The organism is Pseudomaricurvus sp. ABR4_320 (assembly GCF_056159445.1).
In genome coordinates, this window is sequence record NZ_JBSWVF010000004.1 from 159,305 (window position 1) to 178,881 (window position 19,577).

General features: G+C 50.7%; 17 protein-coding genes. 15 read left to right on the forward strand and 2 right to left on the reverse strand.

Features of this window, described 5'->3' with window-relative positions; all coding sequences use genetic code 11:
* Positions 1-66: 66 nt before the first annotated feature.
* The 12 genes from ACXAFR_RS09760 to flgL all read left to right on the forward strand — a co-directional run bounded on the left by ACXAFR_RS09760 (position 67) and on the right by flgL (position 13,843).
* Positions 67-903 (forward strand): CheR family methyltransferase, encoded by an 837-nt coding sequence (locus tag ACXAFR_RS09760; protein ID WP_475176126.1) that lies wholly within the window; start codon positions 67-69, stop codon positions 901-903.
* A gap of 171 nt (positions 904-1,074) precedes the next feature.
* Positions 1,075-1,476, forward strand: coding sequence for a flagellar basal body rod protein FlgB (flgB, locus tag ACXAFR_RS09765; RefSeq protein WP_475176130.1), 402 nt, complete (start codon positions 1,075-1,077; stop codon positions 1,474-1,476).
* A gap of 11 nt (positions 1,477-1,487) precedes the next feature.
* Complete coding sequence (gene flgC, locus ACXAFR_RS09770) at positions 1,488-1,922, forward strand: flagellar basal body rod protein FlgC (RefSeq protein WP_475176135.1); 435 nt, start codon at positions 1,488-1,490, stop codon at positions 1,920-1,922.
* A gap of 20 nt (positions 1,923-1,942) precedes the next feature.
* Positions 1,943-2,620 carry a flagellar hook assembly protein FlgD gene (locus tag ACXAFR_RS09775; RefSeq protein ID WP_475176139.1) on the forward strand — a complete coding sequence of 226 codons (678 nt, stop codon included), beginning with the start codon at positions 1,943-1,945 and terminating at the stop codon, positions 2,618-2,620.
* 61 nt (positions 2,621-2,681) lie between these two features.
* Entirely contained in the window at positions 2,682-5,069 is a 2,388-nt protein-coding gene (locus ACXAFR_RS09780) for a flagellar hook-basal body complex protein (RefSeq protein ID WP_475176143.1), read from the forward strand.
* 248 nt (positions 5,070-5,317) lie between these two features.
* The gene (locus ACXAFR_RS09785) at positions 5,318-6,055 is read left to right on the forward strand and encodes a flagellar basal body rod protein FlgF (RefSeq protein WP_475176146.1); all 738 of its coding nucleotides are present in this window, start codon (positions 5,318-5,320) and stop codon (positions 6,053-6,055) included.
* A 68-nt stretch (positions 6,056-6,123) separates the two neighbouring features.
* Positions 6,124-6,909 carry a flagellar basal-body rod protein FlgG gene (gene flgG / locus ACXAFR_RS09790; protein ID WP_475176149.1) on the forward strand — a complete coding sequence of 262 codons (786 nt, stop codon included), beginning with the start codon at positions 6,124-6,126 and terminating at the stop codon, positions 6,907-6,909.
* A 26-nt stretch (positions 6,910-6,935) separates the two neighbouring features.
* Positions 6,936-7,679 carry a flagellar basal body L-ring protein FlgH gene (gene flgH / locus ACXAFR_RS09795; RefSeq protein WP_475176150.1) on the forward strand — a complete coding sequence of 248 codons (744 nt, stop codon included), beginning with the start codon at positions 6,936-6,938 and terminating at the stop codon, positions 7,677-7,679.
* Positions 7,680-7,689: 10 nt separating this feature from the next.
* Positions 7,690-8,820: a flagellar basal body P-ring protein FlgI gene (locus ACXAFR_RS09800; protein ID WP_475176154.1), complete on the forward strand. Its 1,131-nt coding sequence runs from the start codon at positions 7,690-7,692 to the stop codon at positions 8,818-8,820.
* A 15-nt stretch (positions 8,821-8,835) separates the two neighbouring features.
* Positions 8,836-9,822 (forward strand): flagellar assembly peptidoglycan hydrolase FlgJ, encoded by a 987-nt coding sequence (gene flgJ, locus ACXAFR_RS09805; protein ID WP_475176157.1) that lies wholly within the window; start codon positions 8,836-8,838, stop codon positions 9,820-9,822.
* Positions 9,823-9,827: 5 nt separating this feature from the next.
* Positions 9,828-12,572 (forward strand): flagellar hook-associated protein FlgK, encoded by a 2,745-nt coding sequence (flgK, locus tag ACXAFR_RS09810; RefSeq protein WP_475176160.1) that lies wholly within the window; start codon positions 9,828-9,830, stop codon positions 12,570-12,572.
* 11 nt (positions 12,573-12,583) lie between these two features.
* Positions 12,584-13,843, forward strand: a complete 1,260-nt coding sequence (gene flgL, locus ACXAFR_RS09815; protein ID WP_475176161.1) for a flagellar hook-associated protein FlgL — start codon at positions 12,584-12,586, stop codon at positions 13,841-13,843.
* 11 nt (positions 13,844-13,854) lie between these two features.
* Here the strand turns inward: flgL and ACXAFR_RS09820 are convergent, their stop codons facing one another.
* Positions 13,855-14,376, reverse strand: coding sequence for a DUF1993 domain-containing protein (locus ACXAFR_RS09820; RefSeq protein WP_475176162.1), 522 nt, complete (start codon positions 14,374-14,376; stop codon positions 13,855-13,857).
* Positions 14,377-14,457: 81 nt separating this feature from the next.
* Positions 14,458-14,784: a flagellar protein FliT gene (locus tag ACXAFR_RS09825; RefSeq protein WP_475176165.1), complete on the reverse strand. Its 327-nt coding sequence runs from the start codon at positions 14,782-14,784 to the stop codon at positions 14,458-14,460.
* 378 nt (positions 14,785-15,162) lie between these two features.
* Here ACXAFR_RS09825 and ACXAFR_RS09830 point away from each other — a divergent pair, with 378 nt between their 5' ends.
* The 3 genes from ACXAFR_RS09830 (at position 15,163) to ACXAFR_RS09840 (ending at position 19,443) form a co-directional block, all read left to right on the forward strand.
* Positions 15,163-16,884 (forward strand): flagellin N-terminal helical domain-containing protein, encoded by a 1,722-nt coding sequence (locus tag ACXAFR_RS09830; RefSeq protein ID WP_475176166.1) that lies wholly within the window; start codon positions 15,163-15,165, stop codon positions 16,882-16,884.
* A gap of 360 nt (positions 16,885-17,244) precedes the next feature.
* Positions 17,245-18,975, forward strand: coding sequence for a flagellin N-terminal helical domain-containing protein (locus tag ACXAFR_RS09835; protein WP_475176167.1), 1,731 nt, complete (start codon positions 17,245-17,247; stop codon positions 18,973-18,975).
* A gap of 81 nt (positions 18,976-19,056) precedes the next feature.
* Positions 19,057-19,443 (forward strand): flagellar protein FlaG, encoded by a 387-nt coding sequence (locus ACXAFR_RS09840; protein WP_475176170.1) that lies wholly within the window; start codon positions 19,057-19,059, stop codon positions 19,441-19,443.
* The last annotated feature ends 134 nt before the right edge of the window (positions 19,444-19,577 follow it).

Here is a 19,577-nt window from a genome sequence, read left to right on the forward strand (position 1 = left end):
AGGAGCGGTTATTTCCATGAGGGACAAGGCTAACAAGGTATCTCGAAACAGGCTAAGAGGTTTGGCTTGAACGCGGGAGATTTTAATTGTTTCAGGGATTTTCTCTATCGCAACAGTGGCATTTCTCTGGCGCTCAACAAGCAATACCTCGTCGACATTCGTTTGCGGCGTTTGATGCAGGAGCACGGCACCGCCGATCTTGCTGCTCTGGTTCGAAAAATTGAGCTTCCACAAAATGCGTCGCTGAAGAGGGAAGTCATCGACGCGATGACAACCAACGAAACCTTCTGGTTTCGTGATGGTTACCCCTTTGAGTATCTCCAGCGCACCTATGTTCCCGAATTGCTAAAAGCGCCAGCACGGGAGCCCATTCGTATTTGGTCTGCTGCCTGTTCAACCGGACAGGAGGCGTATTCGATCAGCATGCTTAGCGATATATGCTCGCGACAATTTGGTGGCAGTCGTGCGCGGGATATTCGAATTGTCGGGACAGATATTTCCTCCCGGGTGTTGGCAGAGGCCAGAGAAGGGGTTTACGACTACAACGCAGTCGCGCGCGGATTGCCGGCCGGGTATTTGGACACGTATTTTGATGTTCTACAACCGCAACGCTATTGGCGCATCAAATCCAATATCGCCGCGCGGGTCGACTTTCGCTCACTGAACTTGTTGGATTCTTTTGCCAGCATGGGGCGGTTTCACGTGATCTTCTGTCGCAATGTGCTGATTTATTTCGATGCCGATACCAAAAACAGTGTTATCAAAAAGTTTCATCAGGCGCTCTACCCGGATGGCTTACTCTTTCTTGGTGCTTCGGAAAATGTTTCCGGTTTAAGTGATCATTTTGAAATGGTCAATGCCAACCCCGGCATTGCGTATCGTCCTATCCCCAGATCTTTTTAAGCGACACGGGTTTGCCGCCAAAGCGGTAATGCCTTGCCCGTTCTTGCCGTTGCTGTTCGTGACTGAAATAAAAAGTCTAATAAAATCATTAGGATAAAAATAAATATAAGCGTGGCACAGGGATTGCTGTAAGCCTGAAAGACAAAGAATTTGCACGTCAGGTATTCGATTATGGCAATCACTTTTGACTCAGCGCTGGGCATTCACGACGACGCTTTAAAGTTTCGTAGTCAGCGCTCTTCCGTATTGGCGAACAATCTTGCCAATTTGGATACCCCGAATTACAAGGCTCGAGATATCGATTTTCAGGCGGCGTTAAAGCGCGCTGAAGAAGAGACGCAACGCATGAAACTCGCCACAACTGACGGTGCGCACATCGAGAAAGCGGGCTTAGCCGATATGGATGACAGCCTGCTGTATCGCACGCCTACCCAACCCAGCATTGATGGCAACACCGTGGAAGAGCATGTTGAGCATGCCAAATTCATGGAAAACACCCTCGATTTCCAATCGTCTTTCACCTTTCTGAACAGCAAGTTTAAAGGTCTGAATACCGCGTTGCGCGGCGAATAAGGAGACGCATCATGCCACTCGCCAATGTATTTGATATCGCAGGATCAGGAATGAACGCTCAGAGCGTTCGTTTGAATACCACCGCCAGTAATATGGCCAACGCACAATCTGCCAGTTCCAGTACAGATGAAGTGTATCGCGCTCGCCATCCGGTATTTAAGGCTGTTTATGAAGGCGCAATGAATCTTGATGCCAAAGACGTTGCCGTACAATCGCAAGCCGGCGTAGGTGTGATGGGGATTGTCGAGAGTGATGCGCCCTTGCAAGCACGCTACGAGCCCTATCATCCGGAAGCCAATGAAGAAGGCTACGTCTATTACCCCAATGTTAATGTAGTGGAAGAAATGGCCAATATGATTTCTGCTTCCCGGTCGTTTCAAACCAACGTGGAAGTGATGAACTCGGCAAAGCTGATGGTGCAGAAAGCGCTGACGCTCGGTCAATAAATTGTTAAAGGTGATTGGCGATGGACGTTGTCAGTAACGAAATCTCCAGTGTTCTGGAGCAGTACACCAGAACAGAAGAAGCTGAAACTACCGGCAGTAACGAGCTGGGCAAGGATGAGTTTCTGCAGCTGCTTGTGACGCAGATGGAGAATCAGAATCCACTTGAGCCGCAGGACAACGGTGAGTTTATTGCACAGCTGGCACAGTTCAGCTCTCTGGAAGGTATCGATAACCTCAACGCTACCATGGAGGGCTTTGTTTCCAGTTACCAGTCGAATCTGGCGCTCGAGGCTACGGCTCTGGTTGGGCGTCAGGTTCAGGTGCGCACAGACAGCTCCTGGATGACGGAGGGTGATCCATTTACCGGTGTCATCGAGGTGCCCAGTGCGACCAGCACACTGACGGTGTCGATCTACGATGCGTCAGGGCAAGTGGTGAAGAATATGGATTTAGGCGTTCAGGCTGAGGGCGAGGTTGGGTTTACCTGGGATGGAACCAACAACAGCGGTGAAGCGCTTGCCTCAGGCATGTATACGGTGAGCGCTGAAGCGCAAATTGACGGTGAATCTCAGCAGCTGGAAACGCTGTTGGGGGCCAACGTCAACAGCGTAACACTGGGGGCAACCAGCAGTGAAACTTCATTGAATTTAGAAGGTATTGGCAGGGTAGCCCTGTCAGAGGTGCAAACCATTCAATAGCGGTGCTGTGTTTAAAACCGCAGCTTAGTGATAGCAGACAGAGAAGTAGAGGAATTCGGCCATGTCATTCAATATTGGTCTCAGCGGTATACGGGCGGCAGACAGTGATCTGCAGGTTACTGGTAATAACATTGCCAACGCCAGCACCACCGGTTTTAAGCGTTCGCGAGCGGAATTTGGCGACCTTTATGCAAGTTCGATCGTCGGCTCTGCCGCAGATGCTCCGGGTAACGGTGTGGCCTTAACGGATATTTCTCAGCAGTTTACCCAGGGAAATATCGCTTTCACCGAGAACGTTTTGGATCTTGCAATTAATGGTACCGGGTTTTTTGTGCTCAGTGATAATGGCGATCCTTCCTATACAAGAGCCGGAATGTTTTCGACGGATGAGCAAGGTTATCTGGTCAATAATTCCGATCTTAAATTGCAGGGTTTTGCCGCTGATGAAGAGGGCAATATTGTCAACGGCGTCCTCACCGATTTGCGTGTGCAAACGGGCATTCAGGCGCCTCAGCAGACGACAGATGTTGATTCGCAATTAAACCTTGATGCCCTGGCGTTGGCACCGGTTGAACTAGTGGCAACATCGAACGGCACAGCTGTACTAACGCCAACGACGCCAGATGCTGCGCAAACCAGTGTGACATCCGAATTTGGGTCGGCTACCGACTTTAGCGCTGATCAGGTAACGGTGAGTTTCAGTATCCCCGGTACCACGGCGCCCGCAGGTTTAACCCTCAACGGCAATATTCCGGATCTGGCGACACTCGTCAGCACATTGAATACGTATTTTGGTGGTCTAACGACGCCTTACAGTCAATTGCAAGCGTCTGCGAACGGAACCGAGTTGGATATTTCTCTGACCGGCACGGAAGCGATGAACGACACCAATTTTTCGGTGAACCTGACCAATGTGTCGGGCAATGGCATCGATGCCTTTTCGAATCTGGTACCGGAAATTACTTCCGGTATCTCTTCCACTTACCAAGCGCCCGACAATGGCTATAATCCCGGCCAGCTCAATGTGATTACCGCAACAGGTATTGAGTCACTCGATTTGACGACCGAGCCCGGCGCCAATGCCACGGCGCTGCAAATCGCCGATTACCTGAATGATGAAAGTCAGAATCAGCTGCTTGGAATCAACGCGGATGCGCGGACTAATGTGCGTCTCTCAAACATCGGTGCGTTTAATGACGACGAGCTGTTTTTAGCGTTGAAGTCTTCCAATGAAGACGGGGATACCACCTTCCTCACATTAAATCCGGCCGGTGGTGCCGGCAGCATTGAACAGCAGATTGTCGATGCTATTAATGAAGCAAATGTGCCTGGATTGTCGGCCGAAATTTCCAGTACTGGCGTCGTCGATATTGCGGCGTTGAATGGTGAAGATATCGTCATTCAAAACCAAAGCGCAACGGAAACTCTGGATTATGTCTCACTGACAGATTTTGGCGGAAACCTGTCTGTACCTGCCTCGAGCCCAGGTGTGCAAACTCTGAATTCGGGCCTGCAGGTGGCTGTCGGTGGTGAATTGGATATTACCGTTGATGACGGCATTAGCATTGAGGCGAACACCACAGGTACCCCCGGTAATATCTGGGGCGCGTTACCCGGCAACTCCAGTAATACCTTTGATCCCAATAACGCAGAAACCTACAACTCCGCAACTTCAGTCACCATCTACGACAGTCTCGGTCAATCCCATGTCATGACCCAGTATTTTGTCAAGGAAAGGACTGATCCCACCAACATCAACGGCACCAGCAATACCTGGTCCATGTACGTATTGATTGATGGTGAAAACGTGGGTAATCCTCCGGCGGGAAGTAACTCCCCCGGCCTGGCGCAATTCGAATTGAAGTTTCTATCTGACGGCACCTTGAGTACAGATTCAGAAGGTCCCTACCTGATCAGTAACTGGACGCCGCTCGATGAATCCGGCAATTACAACGGCGCCTTGGGGCCAGATACTGCCGGTTCTTTGCCGCTGGAAGTGCCCGAAACTTCGTCAAATTTCACCATCGATATTGCTGGAACCACGCAATTCGGCAGCGACTTTTCGGTGAATGATGTCGAGCAAAATGGATATACTTCAGGACGCTTGACCGGTTTAAATATTGATAGCAGCGGCGTTATTTTTGCTCGTTTTACCAACGGTCAAGCTCAGACTCTGGGACAGATTGCCTTGGCTGGATTTACGAACGAGCAGGGGTTGCAGCCCGTTGGTGAAACGGGTTGGGTTGAAACCTTTCAGTCGGGTGATCCGTTGGTTTGGCTGCCGGAAACCGGGGATTTTGGTGCGATTCAATCGGGTGCTTTGGAAGAATCCAACGTCGATCTTTCTGAAGAGTTGGTGAATCTAATCATTGCCCAGCGTAATTATCAATCCAATGCGAAGACGATTGAAACCGCTGATCAGGTGACTCAGGCTATTCTCAATATTTAATGACCAGCGGCAGGGCTGATGATTGTTCAGCCCTGTTCGTTTTTCCTTCACTAAACGTCAAGCGTTACTTGCCGACTACCGCTGTAGAAGTCGCGCAAGCGATTCTCCCGCCTTAAAAAACCGAACGCCAACATTGGCCTGGTCCTTGCTCTATCCCTGGTAAGTGTCATTTTTTTTTTCATAGCGGCAATTTTTTTCCCGTAGTGACAGGTTTTTCCGACGGGAAAAAAAGGACGGAGACATAACCGATGGATAAAGCGCTTTACATAGGTATGACCGGCGCCAAAAACAATATGTTAGGTCAGAGTATTCATGCCAATAACTTGGCGAATGCCAATACAACGGGATTCCGATCTGACTTTGAACAAGCGCGCAGCATGCCGGTTTACTATGGTCCTGGTCACCCAACACGGGCTTACGCGCTGACAGAAAATCCCAGCAGTGATTTTACTCAGGGGCCATTAATTGAAACCGGCAGTGAGTTGGATTTCGCAGTACTGGGTGATGGCTTTCTCGCTGTTTTGGGGGCGGATGGTACAGAGGCCTATACCCGTGCCGCGTCTCTTACCCAAGGGCCCAATGGAGAATTGTTGACGGCCAACGGATTGCAAGTGATGGGCGAAGCAGGGCCGATTTTCATGCCTCCAAGCTCGAAAATTGATATTGGTCTGGATGGTACGGTCACCAGTCGTGGCGCAACACCATTGGACTTGGTTCAGCCGGACAGAATCCGTTTGGTCAATCCCAATGTGGAAGATCTGGAGAAGGGCGAGGACGGTCTGTTTCGCTTGAAGGACGGTACTCAAGCGGCGATTGACGGAGCCATCCGATTGAGCCCTGGGTTTTTGGAAGGCAGTAACGTTAATCCCATCAATGAATTTGTCGACGTCATTTCTCTGTCACGTCAATACGAGCTCAACACCAAAATTATGAGCACTGCGAAGGCAAATTCGGAAGTATCGGCGGAGCTGTTGCGAAATTCTTAGTAACAACCAGACATTTCAACAGCGTTAGTCGCATGTATTAACAGTATTACGGTAGCAGAGGTTTCAAAATGTTAAGAGCACTCTATGTCAGTAAGACGGGCTTAAATGCTCAGGATACCCAGTTGAGTACCATTGCACACAATCTGTCAAACGCCTCGACCGTTGGCTTTAAGCGCGATCGTGCGGTGTTTGAAGATTTGTTTTATCAGATCCAGCGCCAGCCGGGTGCTCAGTCAACCCAGGATACGCAACTCCCTTCGGGCTTGCAGTTGGGGGCCGGTGTCAGGGTTGTCGGCACGCAAAAAGAATTTACCGAAGGCAGTATGCAGATCACTGAAAACAGTCTGGATGTGGCGATTGATGGTGATGGTTTTTTTCAGTTTCTGGCACCGGATGGCGACATTATTTACAGCCGTAACGGCCAGTTTCACCTGAATGCCCAGGGGGATATTGTTAACGCGTCCGGCTTGTTGCTGCAGCCTGGAATAACCATTCCCGACGAAACCATTCAAATTTCGATAGGTGATGATGGCACCGTTTCGGCAACCATCGCCGGTCAGGACGCCCCCTCGGAAGTCGGGCAGATTGAATTGGTGAATTTTATCAATCCGGCGGGTTTGCAGGCGATGGGCGAAAATATGTTTCGTCAGACAGCGGCCAGTGGCGATCCGGTTGCCGGTGAACCTGGGTTGGATGGTCTGGGTTCCGTAAAGCAGGGGATGTTGGAAAACTCCAATGTCGAAATTGTTGAGGAAATGGTCAACATGATTACCACCCAGCGGGTATACGAACTCAATTCCAAGGTCGTATCGCGGGCGGATGAAATGTTGCAGTTCCTCAATCAGAGCCTCTAATTTTAATCACTGATAGCGTGATAACCATGTTCAAATCTAACACCCACAACAGTAGAGTCTTTACAGCACGATTCCGGTTTGCTCCTCCGGTACGGTTGTTGCGGCCTCTGTTGTTGGGTGTGGGTTTGATATTGCTCAACGGCTGCGCGACTCAGTCCTCGGTACGCCCTGGTGATCCCGCCTATGCGCCGGTTATGGCCGCACCGTCACCCATTCCCGATGCAGAGCCCGGGTCAATTTATCGCGCTGGGTATGGTATGGAGTTGTTTACAGATCGTCGTGCTCGGCATATCGGTGATGTGATTACGATTGTCTTGAATGAGCAAACGGTCTCACAGAAAACGACCAATGTCTCCGTCGTTAAGGACAGCACTGCGAATTTTAACGCGCCAAATATTCTAGGGACTTCACCATCCTTCAAGAATTTTTCACTGGATACGGATATACAACAAAATCGCGATTTTAGTGGCGGTGCGGACGCGGACCAAAGTAACAGTTTACAGGGCAATATCAGTGTCACCATCGCCGACGTCCTACCAAACGGTAATCTGATTGTACGGGGAGAAAAATGGATGACATTGAACAGAGGTGATGAGTTCATCCGGCTTAGTGGCGTCATTCGTCCCGAGGATATCAGTCCGGATAACAGTGTGCTGTCAACAAAACTGGCGAATGCAAGAATTTCCTACAGTGGCACCGGAGAACTGGCAGAAAGTAACCGGATGGGCTGGCTAAGCCGTTTCTTTAACAGCTCTATTTGGCCCTTTTAGGTATGTGGTAATGAGTGCTTCAAAGAATGTTCTGATAACGCTGTTACGCTGGTTGGGTGCAATCGTTATCCTGCTGATGGTTGGACAGGCGCACGGTGAGCGAATCAAAGATCTCGCTGATGTCGCCGGTATCCGTGACAACAAACTGTTGGGGTATGGTTTAGTCGTCGGTCTGGATGGAACCGGCGACAAAACCAACAGTGCGCCTTTTACGGCTCAGGCCTTCAGCAGCATGCTCAAGCAATTCGGTATCACCATCCCAGAGGGTGCGACGATTAATCCGAAAAACGTCGCTGCGGTTATGGTGCATGGCGAGTTGCCAGCGTTTGCCAAGCCCGGACGAAAAATCGATGTCACCGTATCGTCTATTGCTGACGCGAAAAGTTTGCGCGGTGGCACCTTGCTGATGACGCCACTCAAAGCGCTTGACGGTAATGTCTACGCGATCGCTCAGGGGAATTTGGTGGTGGGTGGCTTTGGTGCGGAAGGTGCCGACGGGTCACGGGTTACCGTAAATGTTCCCAGTGTCGGTAGAATTCCTAACGGCGCATCGGTCGAGCGCAGCTCGCCCAATAATTTCGCTGGCGGGCAACCCATTGTCTTTAATTTGCACCGCAACGATTTTACCACCGCCAAGCGCATGGCCGAGGCCATTAACAATATGCTGGGACCGGATGTGGCTCGGCCTATGGACTCCTCCTCGATTATGGTAGAAGCGCCGAAAGATCCGGCTCAAAAAGTTAATTATCTCGCGCTTCTTGAAAATATTGAGATCGATCCTGGGCGTGAAGCCGCCAGAATCGTCATTAATTCCAGAACCGGAACCATTGTTGTCGGGCAGGACGTTAGGGTTGAGCCCGTGGCGGTAACCCATGGCAGTCTAACCGTTACCGTAAACGAAGCCATAGCCGTGAGTCAGCCCAACGCACTTGGCGAAGGGCAGACGGTGGTGTTGCCGCAAACGCAAAATGTCGATGCCCAGCAGGAAATCAATCCCATGTTCAAACTGGATGGTGGCGCCAGTTTGGAAGATATTGTGCGAGCCGTAAATTTGGTTGGCGCAGCGCCGGGTGATTTGATGGCCATTCTCGAAGCCATGAAACAAGCTGGCGCACTTAAAGCCGATCTTATCGTTATCTGAGGTTTGGTACTCGATATGGAAAAGAACAACCGCTTGACCAATGCCGGAGCCCAATCGGATGTCTATACCGATTTGAGCGGGCTGCAAAAACTCCGTCGCATGTCGACCGGCGAAGGTGAGGAGCGACAGCAGGCGATGGAGGCGGTTGCCAAGCAGTTTGAGTCGCTGTTTATCAACATGATGATGAAAAGTATGCGCGACGCCAATGAAGCGTTTACGGACGACTCGCTGGGGAACTCGAACGATATGAAGTTCTATCAGCAGATGTATGATCAGCAGTTGTCCTTGTCGTTATCCGAGCGGGGGATTGGGCTTTCAGATGCATTAATTCGTCAAATGGGCGGTGAAGTCTCGCCTCCGCCATCGCGCAGTATTCAAGCGCTGGAGAATCCGTTTTCAGCAAGTTACCAAGCTGACTTTCCCAAGGTTGACGAAGAACCTCTTGCTTATATCGACACCCCTCAAATGGCTGAGCGCCAAGCGATGCTGGAAGGACTCAATGTCCTTTCCGAAGAGACGTTTGAGACACCTGCGGAGTTTGTTGCCGCTGTACGCCCCGCCGCAGAGGTTGCTGCTCGTGAACTTGGGGTCAATCCGGACGTGTTGATCTCTCAAGCCGCTCTGGAGACTGGCTGGGGCAGATACATGATTCGCCATGACGATGGCAGTAACAGTTATAACCTCTTCGGTATCAAAGCAGATAGCAGTTGGCAGGGTGATGTCGCTGTGGTCGGCACCATGGAATTTGTCGATGGCGTTGCGGTTCCTGACCGGGCCGGTTTTCGATCTTATTCTAGTTTCGAAGACAGTTTTACGGACTATGTACAGTTTTTGAAAGGGGGAAGCCGCTACGCAGATGCCTTGGCCTCGGGAGCCCGCAGTGAGGATTTTGTCCGTCAACTGCAAAAGGCAGGCTATGCTACAGATCCTGGCTATGCGGACAAAATTCTCGCCATCATGGAGTCTCTGCCTGGTGACGTGCGTTCAGGTAGCGGAGAGTAGCGGCGATGGCAGGATTACTGAATACTGCGGTCACGGGCTTAAAAGTCAGTCAAACAGCTCTGAGTACGACCGGTCACAACATCGCCAATGCCAACACGGCAGGATACAGTCGTCAGCGGGTTGAATCCGAGACTTCGCCTGCGAATGTCTACGGCAGTCATTATATCGGGACCGGTACCCGAGTCTCTGCCATCGAGCGGATTGTCGACGAATTTGTTGTTACTCAGTTGCGGGAAGATACGTCTTTAAACAGTGAGTTCAGCGCTTACACGGAAAACATTAAGCAGATTGACACACTGCTGTCGGATTCCAGCACAGGACTTTCCGGTGGCTTGGAAACCTTCTTTGCTGCTCTGGAGACGGGTGCCGATGATCCCACATCAATTCCCTCCCGTGAACTGATCATCAGTGAAGCGGAAAACCTGACACAGAGATTCAATACGCTGTACGAGCGGTTGTCGGACATTGCCGATAACGTCAATCAGAAACTGAGTGTTGCCGTTTCCCAGATCAACGCAATTGCCGAGAATATTGCACAGCTAAATGTCAGTATCGCTCAGGCTCTGGGTTCAACCGGAAAATCGCCTAATGATTTATTGGATCAACGGGAAGAGGCCTTACGTCAATTGTCAGAGCTGGTCGACATTGATGTTATCGAGCAGACAGACGGTTCGGTTAACGTTGCGATTGGTACCGGGCAATCCCTTGTGACCGGAAGTCTGGTGCGGGAAATATCCGTTGGTCCCGGTGAGGAAGATCCTCAGTCCTACGAAATTTCCTACAATGATCGCCTGGGTTCTCAGTCCATTACCCAGTTTTTAACCGGCGGAGAAATCGGCGGTATCATCCAGTTTCGTGATGAAGTGCTCGACACGTCCTTTAATGAACTGGGTCGCGTTGCTATTGTCCTGAGTGACGCAATAAATGAAGTTCACAAACAGGGGATCGATCTCAACGATAATTTTGGTGGTGACTTTTTTCTCGACGTCAATGACACCAGTCTGGTTACGCGCAGAGTGATTTCGGCCAGCTCTAATGCGCAACCGAATGACCGTGTCATGGCATTGGAGATTACCGACAGCAGCCAGTTAACCATCAGTGACTATCAGGTTGAAGTCAGTGATAACAGCACCAATTACACCATTACTCGGGAATCCGATGGTGCCATTGTCTATAAAGGCGCTCTGCCGACAAACTATCCGCAAACCGTGGAGTTTGATGGTCTGGCGTTGACCTTTGTATCCGGGAGTTTTCAGGAAGGCGATACCTTTACGTTACAGCCTACCAGAACCGCGGCGAGAGACTTTGAAACCGTGGTTGAGCGGGCAGATGAACTCGCCTTCGCCAGCCCGCTGGTGACCGGTGCGGATGAAGGCAATATTGGCAATGCGTCGATTACCTCTGGCAGTCTGACGAACTTGGAAGGTGTCGACGGAGCCGATGTCGGTTTGTTTACTGCCGATGGTAGTATTGCAACGCCACTTTTGGTGGTGTTTACATCGCCGACGACCTACGATGTGCTGGACAATTCTGATCCGGGAAATCCCGTGCAGTTATCACCTCCGGTGCGCAACCAGCCTTATATTCCTGGGCAAACCAACCAGCTTTTTACATCCGATGTCGGTCAGACCATCGTGGCGGCAGAAGGAGCGGGGCTCGGTATGTCTGCCATTACCAGTGGTGCATCGCCTCTGGCGGCACCGGCGAATGGATACGGCGTCGAGACGCTGACTTTTCGATATATCGATGCAGATACCGGCCGTACCAGTGAGCAGTCTGTCGTTACCGCTGCCGATGCGTCAGCGGCCGAAATTGCCGCTCAGCTGTCCAATTTAGATGGCGTTTCTGCGATTGCGAGAAACTCAGCGAGTTTGACGGACTTTTCCGGATTAACTCGTACGTCACCGCTGCAAATCAGTGTGAATGGTGTCGACTTGATTGAATACAACAGCGGCGTATTGGATGCCGCCGTGCCGGATCCTGCAGCAGATCCCGCAGCGTTCAACGACTATCTGGCCGAACGTATTAATGAAGAAGCCGCGCTTGCAGATTTAGGCATCAGTGCCATTGCCGGCACCAATGCGACGACAGGATTACCCGAATTGCGAATCAGCTCCACCAAAGGTGACGACTTAAATCTGTCGCTCACTGCTGGTGCGGGGGAGAGTATGACAGTCGCGGATTACAATGGTGGCAGTGGATCTCTGGTGGCGACGGGTGCGGGTAACGAAACCGCTGTGACCGTTGGCGGAACACTGGATGTCACCATGGCCTCGGGTATTTCCATGCGTACTAACCCAACGGTGAGCACCCTCTTTGGGGACAGTTCCGCTGCAGATTTTGCACAATCCAGCTATTTTGGTATCGAAGCCAGTATCAGTGGCGTGCCGGAAACCGGGGATCGATTCACCTTAAATTTCAACGAATCGGGTATTTCCGATAACCGCAACGCATTGGCGCTGGTGAATCTCTACGGTGAGGATCTCGTCGAGGATGGTTCTCGTACGCTGGCAGAATCTTACGCCACCTTGATTGAATTTATCGGTATCAATACCAATGCGGCAGAAATTAATTTAGAAGCTGCATCCCAGGTACTGACCCAAACAGAAGATTTACGTAATTCACTGTCGGGGGTCAATCTGGATGAAGAGGCTGCCAACCTGATTCAATTCGAGCAGGTATATAACGCCAATGCACAAGTGATCTCTGTGGCCAGAGATCTGTTTGATCGTTTGATCAATTCTTTCTGAGGTAATGGGTCGTGAGAATCTCAACGCTGCAAATTTTTGGAATTGCCAGTAATGCGATGGGCAAAGCCAACAGTGATATTGTCGAGACGCAAACCCAGATTTCGACGGGGCAGAGGATCCTCACGCCGTCTGATGATCCTGTTGCCACAGCTAAAATTCTGGAGCTTGATCGCGGACTGGCGCGTATTGAGCAATACGGCAAAAACATTGATATCGCCGAGAATAATCTGTCACTTGAAGAGGCGACGCTCGACAGCATCACGTCATTGGTGCAGCGGGTGAGAGAGCTCGCGGTGCAGGCAGGTAACACGGCAACCTATTCTCCGGAAGACTATGATGCCCTGGCATCCGAGGTCGATTCGAGACTGGAAGAGCTGCAGAATTTGTTAAATACGAAAAACTCTGCGGGCGACTATATCTTTGCAGGTTACAAAGGCGGCGATCAACCCTTTGTTGGCTCATCGGTTACCGGATTCGACTATACGGGCACAGAAGGGCAAATGAACATTAAAATCTCGGATAGCACCTCGATTGCGACCAGTGATTCCGGGAAAGATCTGTTTGTCGATATTGAATCGCTCAATAATACTGTGAATACCTCCGCCAGTAGTGTCAATCGGGCCAATCCGCCCGGAGCGATTAATTTTGGCCAAATCGTTGACCAGGAGGCTTACGACGAATTCTATCCAGAAGATATGGTGATCACCTTTCAAGAAGACAGTGACGTGATTCCTGCCGCCAGAAATTTCACCATCACTGAGCGCTCTACGGGCAATGTTATTGAAGCCAATCATGTGTATGTGCCCGGCGAGGAACTGGTGGTCAATGGTGTTCGCTTTAGCATTAGTGGGCTGCCAGCGGCGGCGAATGGAGCCCAAACCGGCGATCAGTTTTTTATTGAATCCTCTCCGACTCAGGACGTGCTAACCACACTTGCCCGGTTTAGTGACGCCATGAAAAACATGGATGGAACGACCGAAAGTCGAGATTTACTTGAGGATGTCGTAGCCCAGACCCTGGATAATCTGGACAGCGCCCAGACCAATATCCAGGAGGTAACGGCAGCCATCGGTGCGCGATTAAACACCTTGGAAAGTACGCGAGAGCTACATCTGGATACGGAGCTGGTTTCGAATGAGATCCTCTCGGATCTCAAAGACCTGGATTACGCTGAGGCTGCCAGTAGGCTGTCGGCTCAAACATTGATTCTCGAAGCCGCTCAGGCAGCCTTTAGCAAGGTGAGTCAGCTCACTCTCTTCAGCCGTCTCTAAAAGGTGCGGGTTTACTTGATAATTCGAACCGGGCCAAGAAAGTCCTTTTTGCCAATGTCCACACCTTTACTGCGTAAAATGTCATAGGCCGTAGTGGCGTGAAAATAAAAGTTTGGTTGAGAAAAACTCAGTAGAAAATTCTCAGTCGTAAACGGCATTTGGAAATTCCGTGACTCGAATGTCGTGTGACCGCCGATCAAATCATCGATCTCTGCTTTTGACAATGTCTCCAAATACTCGGTCGCAGTGGCCAACTTTTGCCGGAGCCCGGTGAAGTCGCCAGGCGGTTCGCTCAGGTCTGGCGAAAATGTACCTGCTTTTGCACCTTCAATCGCACGGACGCTGTGTGTATGCACAGATTTGATTTGGTAGCTAAATGGGAGCATGTCATCAGCCAATTTGCAGTCAATCAGTTGTGCGGCAGGGGTGCTGGACGTGCTGCACCAGTCTTCTGCCTTATCGAGCAGACCTTGGCAGGCGGCGATGATCTGAAGGTAAGACGGGATGGTTGCTTCGTAGAGTGAAAATGTCATTGAGATATCCTCATTATTTTTCACCGTTAGGATATCTGACTTTGGCGTGTTAATCACGAGGCAGCGAGCTGCCTTAATGGGCTAGAGTTTGCCGGTTGACGCGTATGACTTTACCGCACTTGATCCCGTTCGGGCTGTGCGCAAAGCCGATGCTGTTTTTCCCTTAGCATTGTTGAGTTCGCTGGCGATCTCGCGATTCAGTTGCGTCAGTGTATTCAGCGTAGAACGCAGCTCATCCGGTAACGTTTTGGGAATGCCTTTTTTTGTCAGGGCGGCTTGTCGCTGTTGGCGATGCTGCTCTAGGGATTCGACGGCTTGCCAGTTGCCTTCCCGGCATTCACTTAGAAGCGCTTCACTGAGTTCGAGCAGTCCCTCGAGTTCGTCGATTAATTCTTCAATGGAAACCATCTTTACCTCTTTTGTTTGTCAGCAGGGCTGCAAAACGTTATGCGAACGCCGGTGGTAGGCAAGACTTTGCAGGCAGAACGCGGCAGCAGCTTGCCGCTTCAGTATAGCCGACGGTGCTCTTGACGCGCCCGGTCTTGTCTCGACAGATAAAAATAAGCAATAAATACAGTTGGTTACAGAAAAATAATGCGGCTGGCATAGGGGTTGCAGTTGGTCTGCCAAGACGATGCTGCGTCGGGCTTTTTCCCTGCGGTATCGGGATAAGTAACGTCTGGAAAACTTCCGACGCAGTATCTTCGCAGTAAGTTTGCTGTCGACCGACTCGGTTTGCACAGACCTACTGGCGATCTGGCAGCGCTCAACCACAGGAGACACGTTATGCCATTAGTTATTAACACCAATGTGGCGGCAATTAACTCTCAGCGCCAGTTGGTTAAATCCGGCCTCGAGCAGGACCAGGCCATGGAGCGTCTGTCTTCGGGCAAACGGGTCAACACCGCCGCTGATGATGCCGCTGGTCTGGCCATCGCCAACCGAATGACATCGCAAATTATGGGCTTGGATCAGGCTGTTCGAAATTCGAACGACGGCATCTCCATGATGCAAACCGCAGAAGGCGCCCTGGATGAAACCACCTCGATTCTGCAGCGTATGCGCGAATTGGCGATTCAATCGGCGAACGGAATTTACTCCGATGATGACCGGGCTACGATCGATGCAGAAGTTCAGCAGCTGATTGAAGAGGTGGATCGTATCGCCGATACCACCACGTTTAACGGCCAGCTATTGCTTGACGGCAGTCTTGGGAAAGTAGATCTGCAAATTGGTTCGCAAGCATACGAAACGGTCACACTGGAAGTTGGATCCATGTCTGCCGGTACGCTGGGTGGTTCTGGTGGCGACATTATCGGTGAAGCCATGACCAACGGACTGGGTGATCTCACCACCGTGGCTGCTGCAGATTTTTCCATCAACGGGGTTGATGTCAGCGCTCTGACTGGTACGGCATCGGTTAGCGAAGCCCTTTCCATCATGAATGCGGATTTTGATGGGTTGGGAATTGAAGCGGGGTCGCTGGTGAATTTTACCGCGTCTTCGGTTGGTGATGGGCAGTTGGTTGCTGGAACAGATACTTTGGCAATTACGGTCGTTGACGGCGATCGAAACAGTTCGACTTATACGATTACCGGTACCAAGACTCTTGAAGATTTGGTCGACAAAATTAATGCGGACACAAGTATTACGGCTTCGATCGATGATAATGGTCGTTTAACCGTCTCGCAAGAAGGCGCAGAGTCTATCGCTTTTAACGACTCGACCGGTGGGGATGCAACGGGTGTCAGCGTTGCGACCGCTAATAATTTTGCGCTCACCTTTTCCAGTCAGGACGGTGATCCCATTATTATCGAGAACTCTGGGCTGACGACGGCAGAGGCTTTGGCTTTGGGCGTCAGCTTTACCGACAGCGAAGGGAATTTACAAAGTGCTGCCATTGCAGGTGCCGCTCAGACGATTAACGAAGGTGACATCATCATCAATGGCGTAGAAATTGATGAGTTCGTTGGTGTCGCCGGTGGGCCTACCAGTATGGCGAACGCAATCGAAGCCATTAACAAGCAGTCCGCAGAGACAGGCGTTGTCGCTTTTGCGTCGACTGCCAATACGATGGGGTTGCGCTCGGTGGGTGGTGATGTCATTTCTATCGAATATGGTAATGGCGCCAATGCGACCAATATTTTGGCGATAACCGGTTTGCAGGAGCAAAACGCTGCGACGGGCGCTGGTTCTGTTTCCAGTATCAGTGTGGCTACGGCCGACTCTGCTCAGAAGGCCATCGGTATTATCGATGAAGCGTTAGAGCAGATAAATGCGGTCCGCTCTGATATGGGTGCTGTGACGAATCGTCTGGAGCACACCATTTCTAACTTGATGAACGTGTCGGAAAACACCTCGGCGTCTCGTTCACGTATTATGGATGCGGATTTCGCTGCAGAAACAGCAAACCTGTCTCGTGCGCAAGTATTGCAGCAGGCATCCCAGGCGATGTTGGCTCAGGCGAATGCTGCGCCGCAACAGGTGCTGCAATTGTTGAACGGTTAATTTCCGTCTTCTGTAAGCGGTCAGCCTTTTTTGTAAAAGCCCCTGAGACTCAAGTCTCAGGGGCTTTGTGCTGTCTGTCACAGGAACACGCATATTTGGTTCCCCAGTTTGTTAGCTTGTTTATTTATAAAAATTTCCCTTTTATTCTTTGTTTCGTAAGTTTTTGAAAAACAAAAAGATATTAAATTATTTTTGCTCGTGCCTGCCGCTATATTCCTTTTCACGCCGTTAAAGTTTCCTTTTTAGTCGTCGATAACCCTGACAGGAAGCATCGAAAGTTAAACCGATTATTCCGGATACACATTGAATAGCTAGTACTACCGCTGGCGCGAAGTTAAATAACCTTGTAGGAGGCACACCATGCCTTTAGTCATTAACAGTAACGTTCCATCGCTGAACTCCCAGCGGCAGCTGGTGCAATCCGGAATGGAACAAGATCAAGCCATGGAGCGATTGTCTTCGGGCAAGCGCATTAATACTGCTGCTGACGATGCGGCAGGTCTGGCCATCTCTAACCGCATGACCTCTCAGATCAACGGTCTGAACCGTGCGGTGGCCAACGCTAACGACGGCGTTTCCATGATTCAAACGGCAGAAGGGGCGCTGGATGAAACCACCTCGATTCTGCAACGTATGCGTGAACTGTCTATTCAGTCCGCGAACGGAATCTATTCAGATGCAGACCGCGCAACATTGGATGCGGAAGTTCAGCAGCTGAAAGATGAAATTGATCGTATTGCCGATACCACTACTTTTAATGGACAGACATTGCTGGATGGCTCTCTGGGTAAAGTGGATCTGCAGGTGGGTTCGCAAGCCAACGAGCTGATATCCATGGAGCTCGGCTCCATGAACGCGTCCTCTCTCGGTGGATCGGGTGGTGACATTATCGGTCAAGCAGCAACCAACGGCTTGGCAGACATCACCAGTCTTGATGCCGCTGGCGACATTACCATTAATGGTATTGATAACACCGCATACTCAAGTGCGACAACTGTGCAAGAAGCTCTCGACTTGATGAATGCCGATTTTAATTCGGTTGGTGTCGAAGTTAGTAATCTCGTATCTTACACAGCATCCACCGTCGGTGATGGCCTGTTAATCGCCGGGTCTGATACCCTAGACATTGCGGTTGTCGATAACAATGGTAATACCAATTCCTTCTCGCTAACTGGTACACAAACCATGGATGAGCTGGTTGATAAAATCAACTCGGACACGTCTGTTAGTGCGTCATTGGATTCGGAAGGTAAGTTGGTTCTGAGTCAATCGAATGTGGCGTCGATAACAATTACCGACACCGATACCACAGGTGATTCAGCCGGGTTCTCTACAGGCGGTGCGGCAGCGACACAAAACTTCTCAATGGTCTTCACCAGTACCGACGGCGATCCAATTACCATTGAGGCTGGTAATATAACTACCACTCAATCTGAAGCTCTCGGTGTTATGCTAACCGATGATCAGGGCAACTTACAGGGTCGTGCCGTTACGGGTACGGCGGACGTAAACGACGGCGACCTAATTATCAATGGCGTAGAAATTGAAGGCTTTGCCGGCGGTGCTGCGGCTGCGACCACTCTGGCTAACGCCATTGATGCGATTAATAAGGTCTCGGACGAAACTGGCGTTGTTGCCTACGATAACGGTAGTACTGCCATGGCGCTGCGTTCTGCAAGTGGCGACCCCATCTCTATCGAATACGGCGAGGGCATTACTGCCGCTAATGCTGAAGCTGCATTTGGTTTATCCGAGCAAAATGCCGCAGAAGGCGCTGGCTCTGTTGCCAGTATCTCTATCGGTACCCAGGCGGGTGCTCAGCGAGCGATTGACATTATCGACAGCGCGCTGGAAGAAATTAACGCAACCCGAGCCGATATGGGTGCGGTGAATAACCGACTCGATCACACGGTGAGTAACCTGATGAACGTATCGGAAAACACGGCGGCATCCCGCTCGCGTATTGTCGATGCGGACTTCGCAGCAGAAACGGCCAATCTGTCTCGGGCCCAGGTTCTGCAGCAAGCTTCTCAGGCGATGTTGGCTCAGGCGAACGCTGCTCCGCAGCAAGTTCTTTCACTGCTCCGCTAATGAGTCATCAATTAGCTCGGCGTCTGGAGCCGGCTGAATAGCCGGCCCGGATTTCACTAAAGAGTTAGAGAGGTAACCCACATGAATGAAGTATCAGGACAGCTGCCAACCGCGGCACTTACCCGGTCTGCTTCATCAAAGGGTGCTGTCGATGTCTCAACAGCTTCCGCTGAAACCGGCAAGAAATTGCCGGTTACAGAGGAGCTGCCTGAGCAGAAGAAAGCTGACACTCGTGAAGCGTCCCCACAGGATCTTCAGGATGCCGTCGCCCAGATGAACGAATTCGTTCAATCCGAGCGCCGCGATCTTCAGTTCAGTGTCGACGAAACTTCCGGTCAAACGGTGGTTAAGGTGATGGACCGTGACAGTGGCGATATTATTCGTCAAATTCCAAATGAAGTCTTTTTGGAGCTGGCACGAAACGTTCAAGAGAACGACGCCCTGAATCTGATCAACGTTCAAGGTTGATGTCGAAAACACTCTAGAGCAAAGTGGAGTACCAACCCGTTCCTGGTTGGCACTCCCTTTGCATTTTAGCGTTTACAGTAAGAATACATGGATTTTCTGCGGTAGACGTTGTCAAAAAATTTGTCCAATCCACC

What these genes read in the sequence shown, in the direction of transcription:
- flgB (WP_475176130.1), top strand. Translation starts at nt 1,075, where the DNA reads ATGGCAATCACTTTTGACTCAGCGCTGGGCATTCACGACGACGCTTTA.
- flgC (WP_475176135.1), top strand. Translation starts at nt 1,488, where the DNA reads ATGCCACTCGCCAATGTATTTGATATCGCAGGATCAGGAATGAACGCT.
- ACXAFR_RS09775 (WP_475176139.1), top strand. Translation starts at nt 1,943, where the DNA reads ATGGACGTTGTCAGTAACGAAATCTCCAGTGTTCTGGAGCAGTACACC.
- ACXAFR_RS09780 (WP_475176143.1), top strand. Translation starts at nt 2,682, where the DNA reads ATGTCATTCAATATTGGTCTCAGCGGTATACGGGCGGCAGACAGTGAT.
- ACXAFR_RS09785 (WP_475176146.1), top strand. Translation starts at nt 5,318, where the DNA reads ATGGATAAAGCGCTTTACATAGGTATGACCGGCGCCAAAAACAATATG.
- flgG (WP_475176149.1), top strand. Translation starts at nt 6,124, where the DNA reads ATGTTAAGAGCACTCTATGTCAGTAAGACGGGCTTAAATGCTCAGGAT.
- flgH (WP_475176150.1), top strand. Translation starts at nt 6,936, where the DNA reads ATGTTCAAATCTAACACCCACAACAGTAGAGTCTTTACAGCACGATTC.
- ACXAFR_RS09800 (WP_475176154.1), top strand. Translation starts at nt 7,690, where the DNA reads ATGAGTGCTTCAAAGAATGTTCTGATAACGCTGTTACGCTGGTTGGGT.
- flgJ (WP_475176157.1), top strand. Translation starts at nt 8,836, where the DNA reads ATGGAAAAGAACAACCGCTTGACCAATGCCGGAGCCCAATCGGATGTC.
- flgK (WP_475176160.1), top strand. Translation starts at nt 9,828, where the DNA reads ATGGCAGGATTACTGAATACTGCGGTCACGGGCTTAAAAGTCAGTCAA.
- ACXAFR_RS09820 (WP_475176162.1), bottom strand. Translation starts at nt 14,376, where the DNA reads ATGACATTTTCACTCTACGAAGCAACCATCCCGTCTTACCTTCAGATC.
- ACXAFR_RS09825 (WP_475176165.1), bottom strand. Translation starts at nt 14,784, where the DNA reads ATGGTTTCCATTGAAGAATTAATCGACGAACTCGAGGGACTGCTCGAA.
- ACXAFR_RS09830 (WP_475176166.1), top strand. Translation starts at nt 15,163, where the DNA reads ATGCCATTAGTTATTAACACCAATGTGGCGGCAATTAACTCTCAGCGC.
- ACXAFR_RS09835 (WP_475176167.1), top strand. Translation starts at nt 17,245, where the DNA reads ATGCCTTTAGTCATTAACAGTAACGTTCCATCGCTGAACTCCCAGCGG.
- ACXAFR_RS09840 (WP_475176170.1), top strand. Translation starts at nt 19,057, where the DNA reads ATGAATGAAGTATCAGGACAGCTGCCAACCGCGGCACTTACCCGGTCT.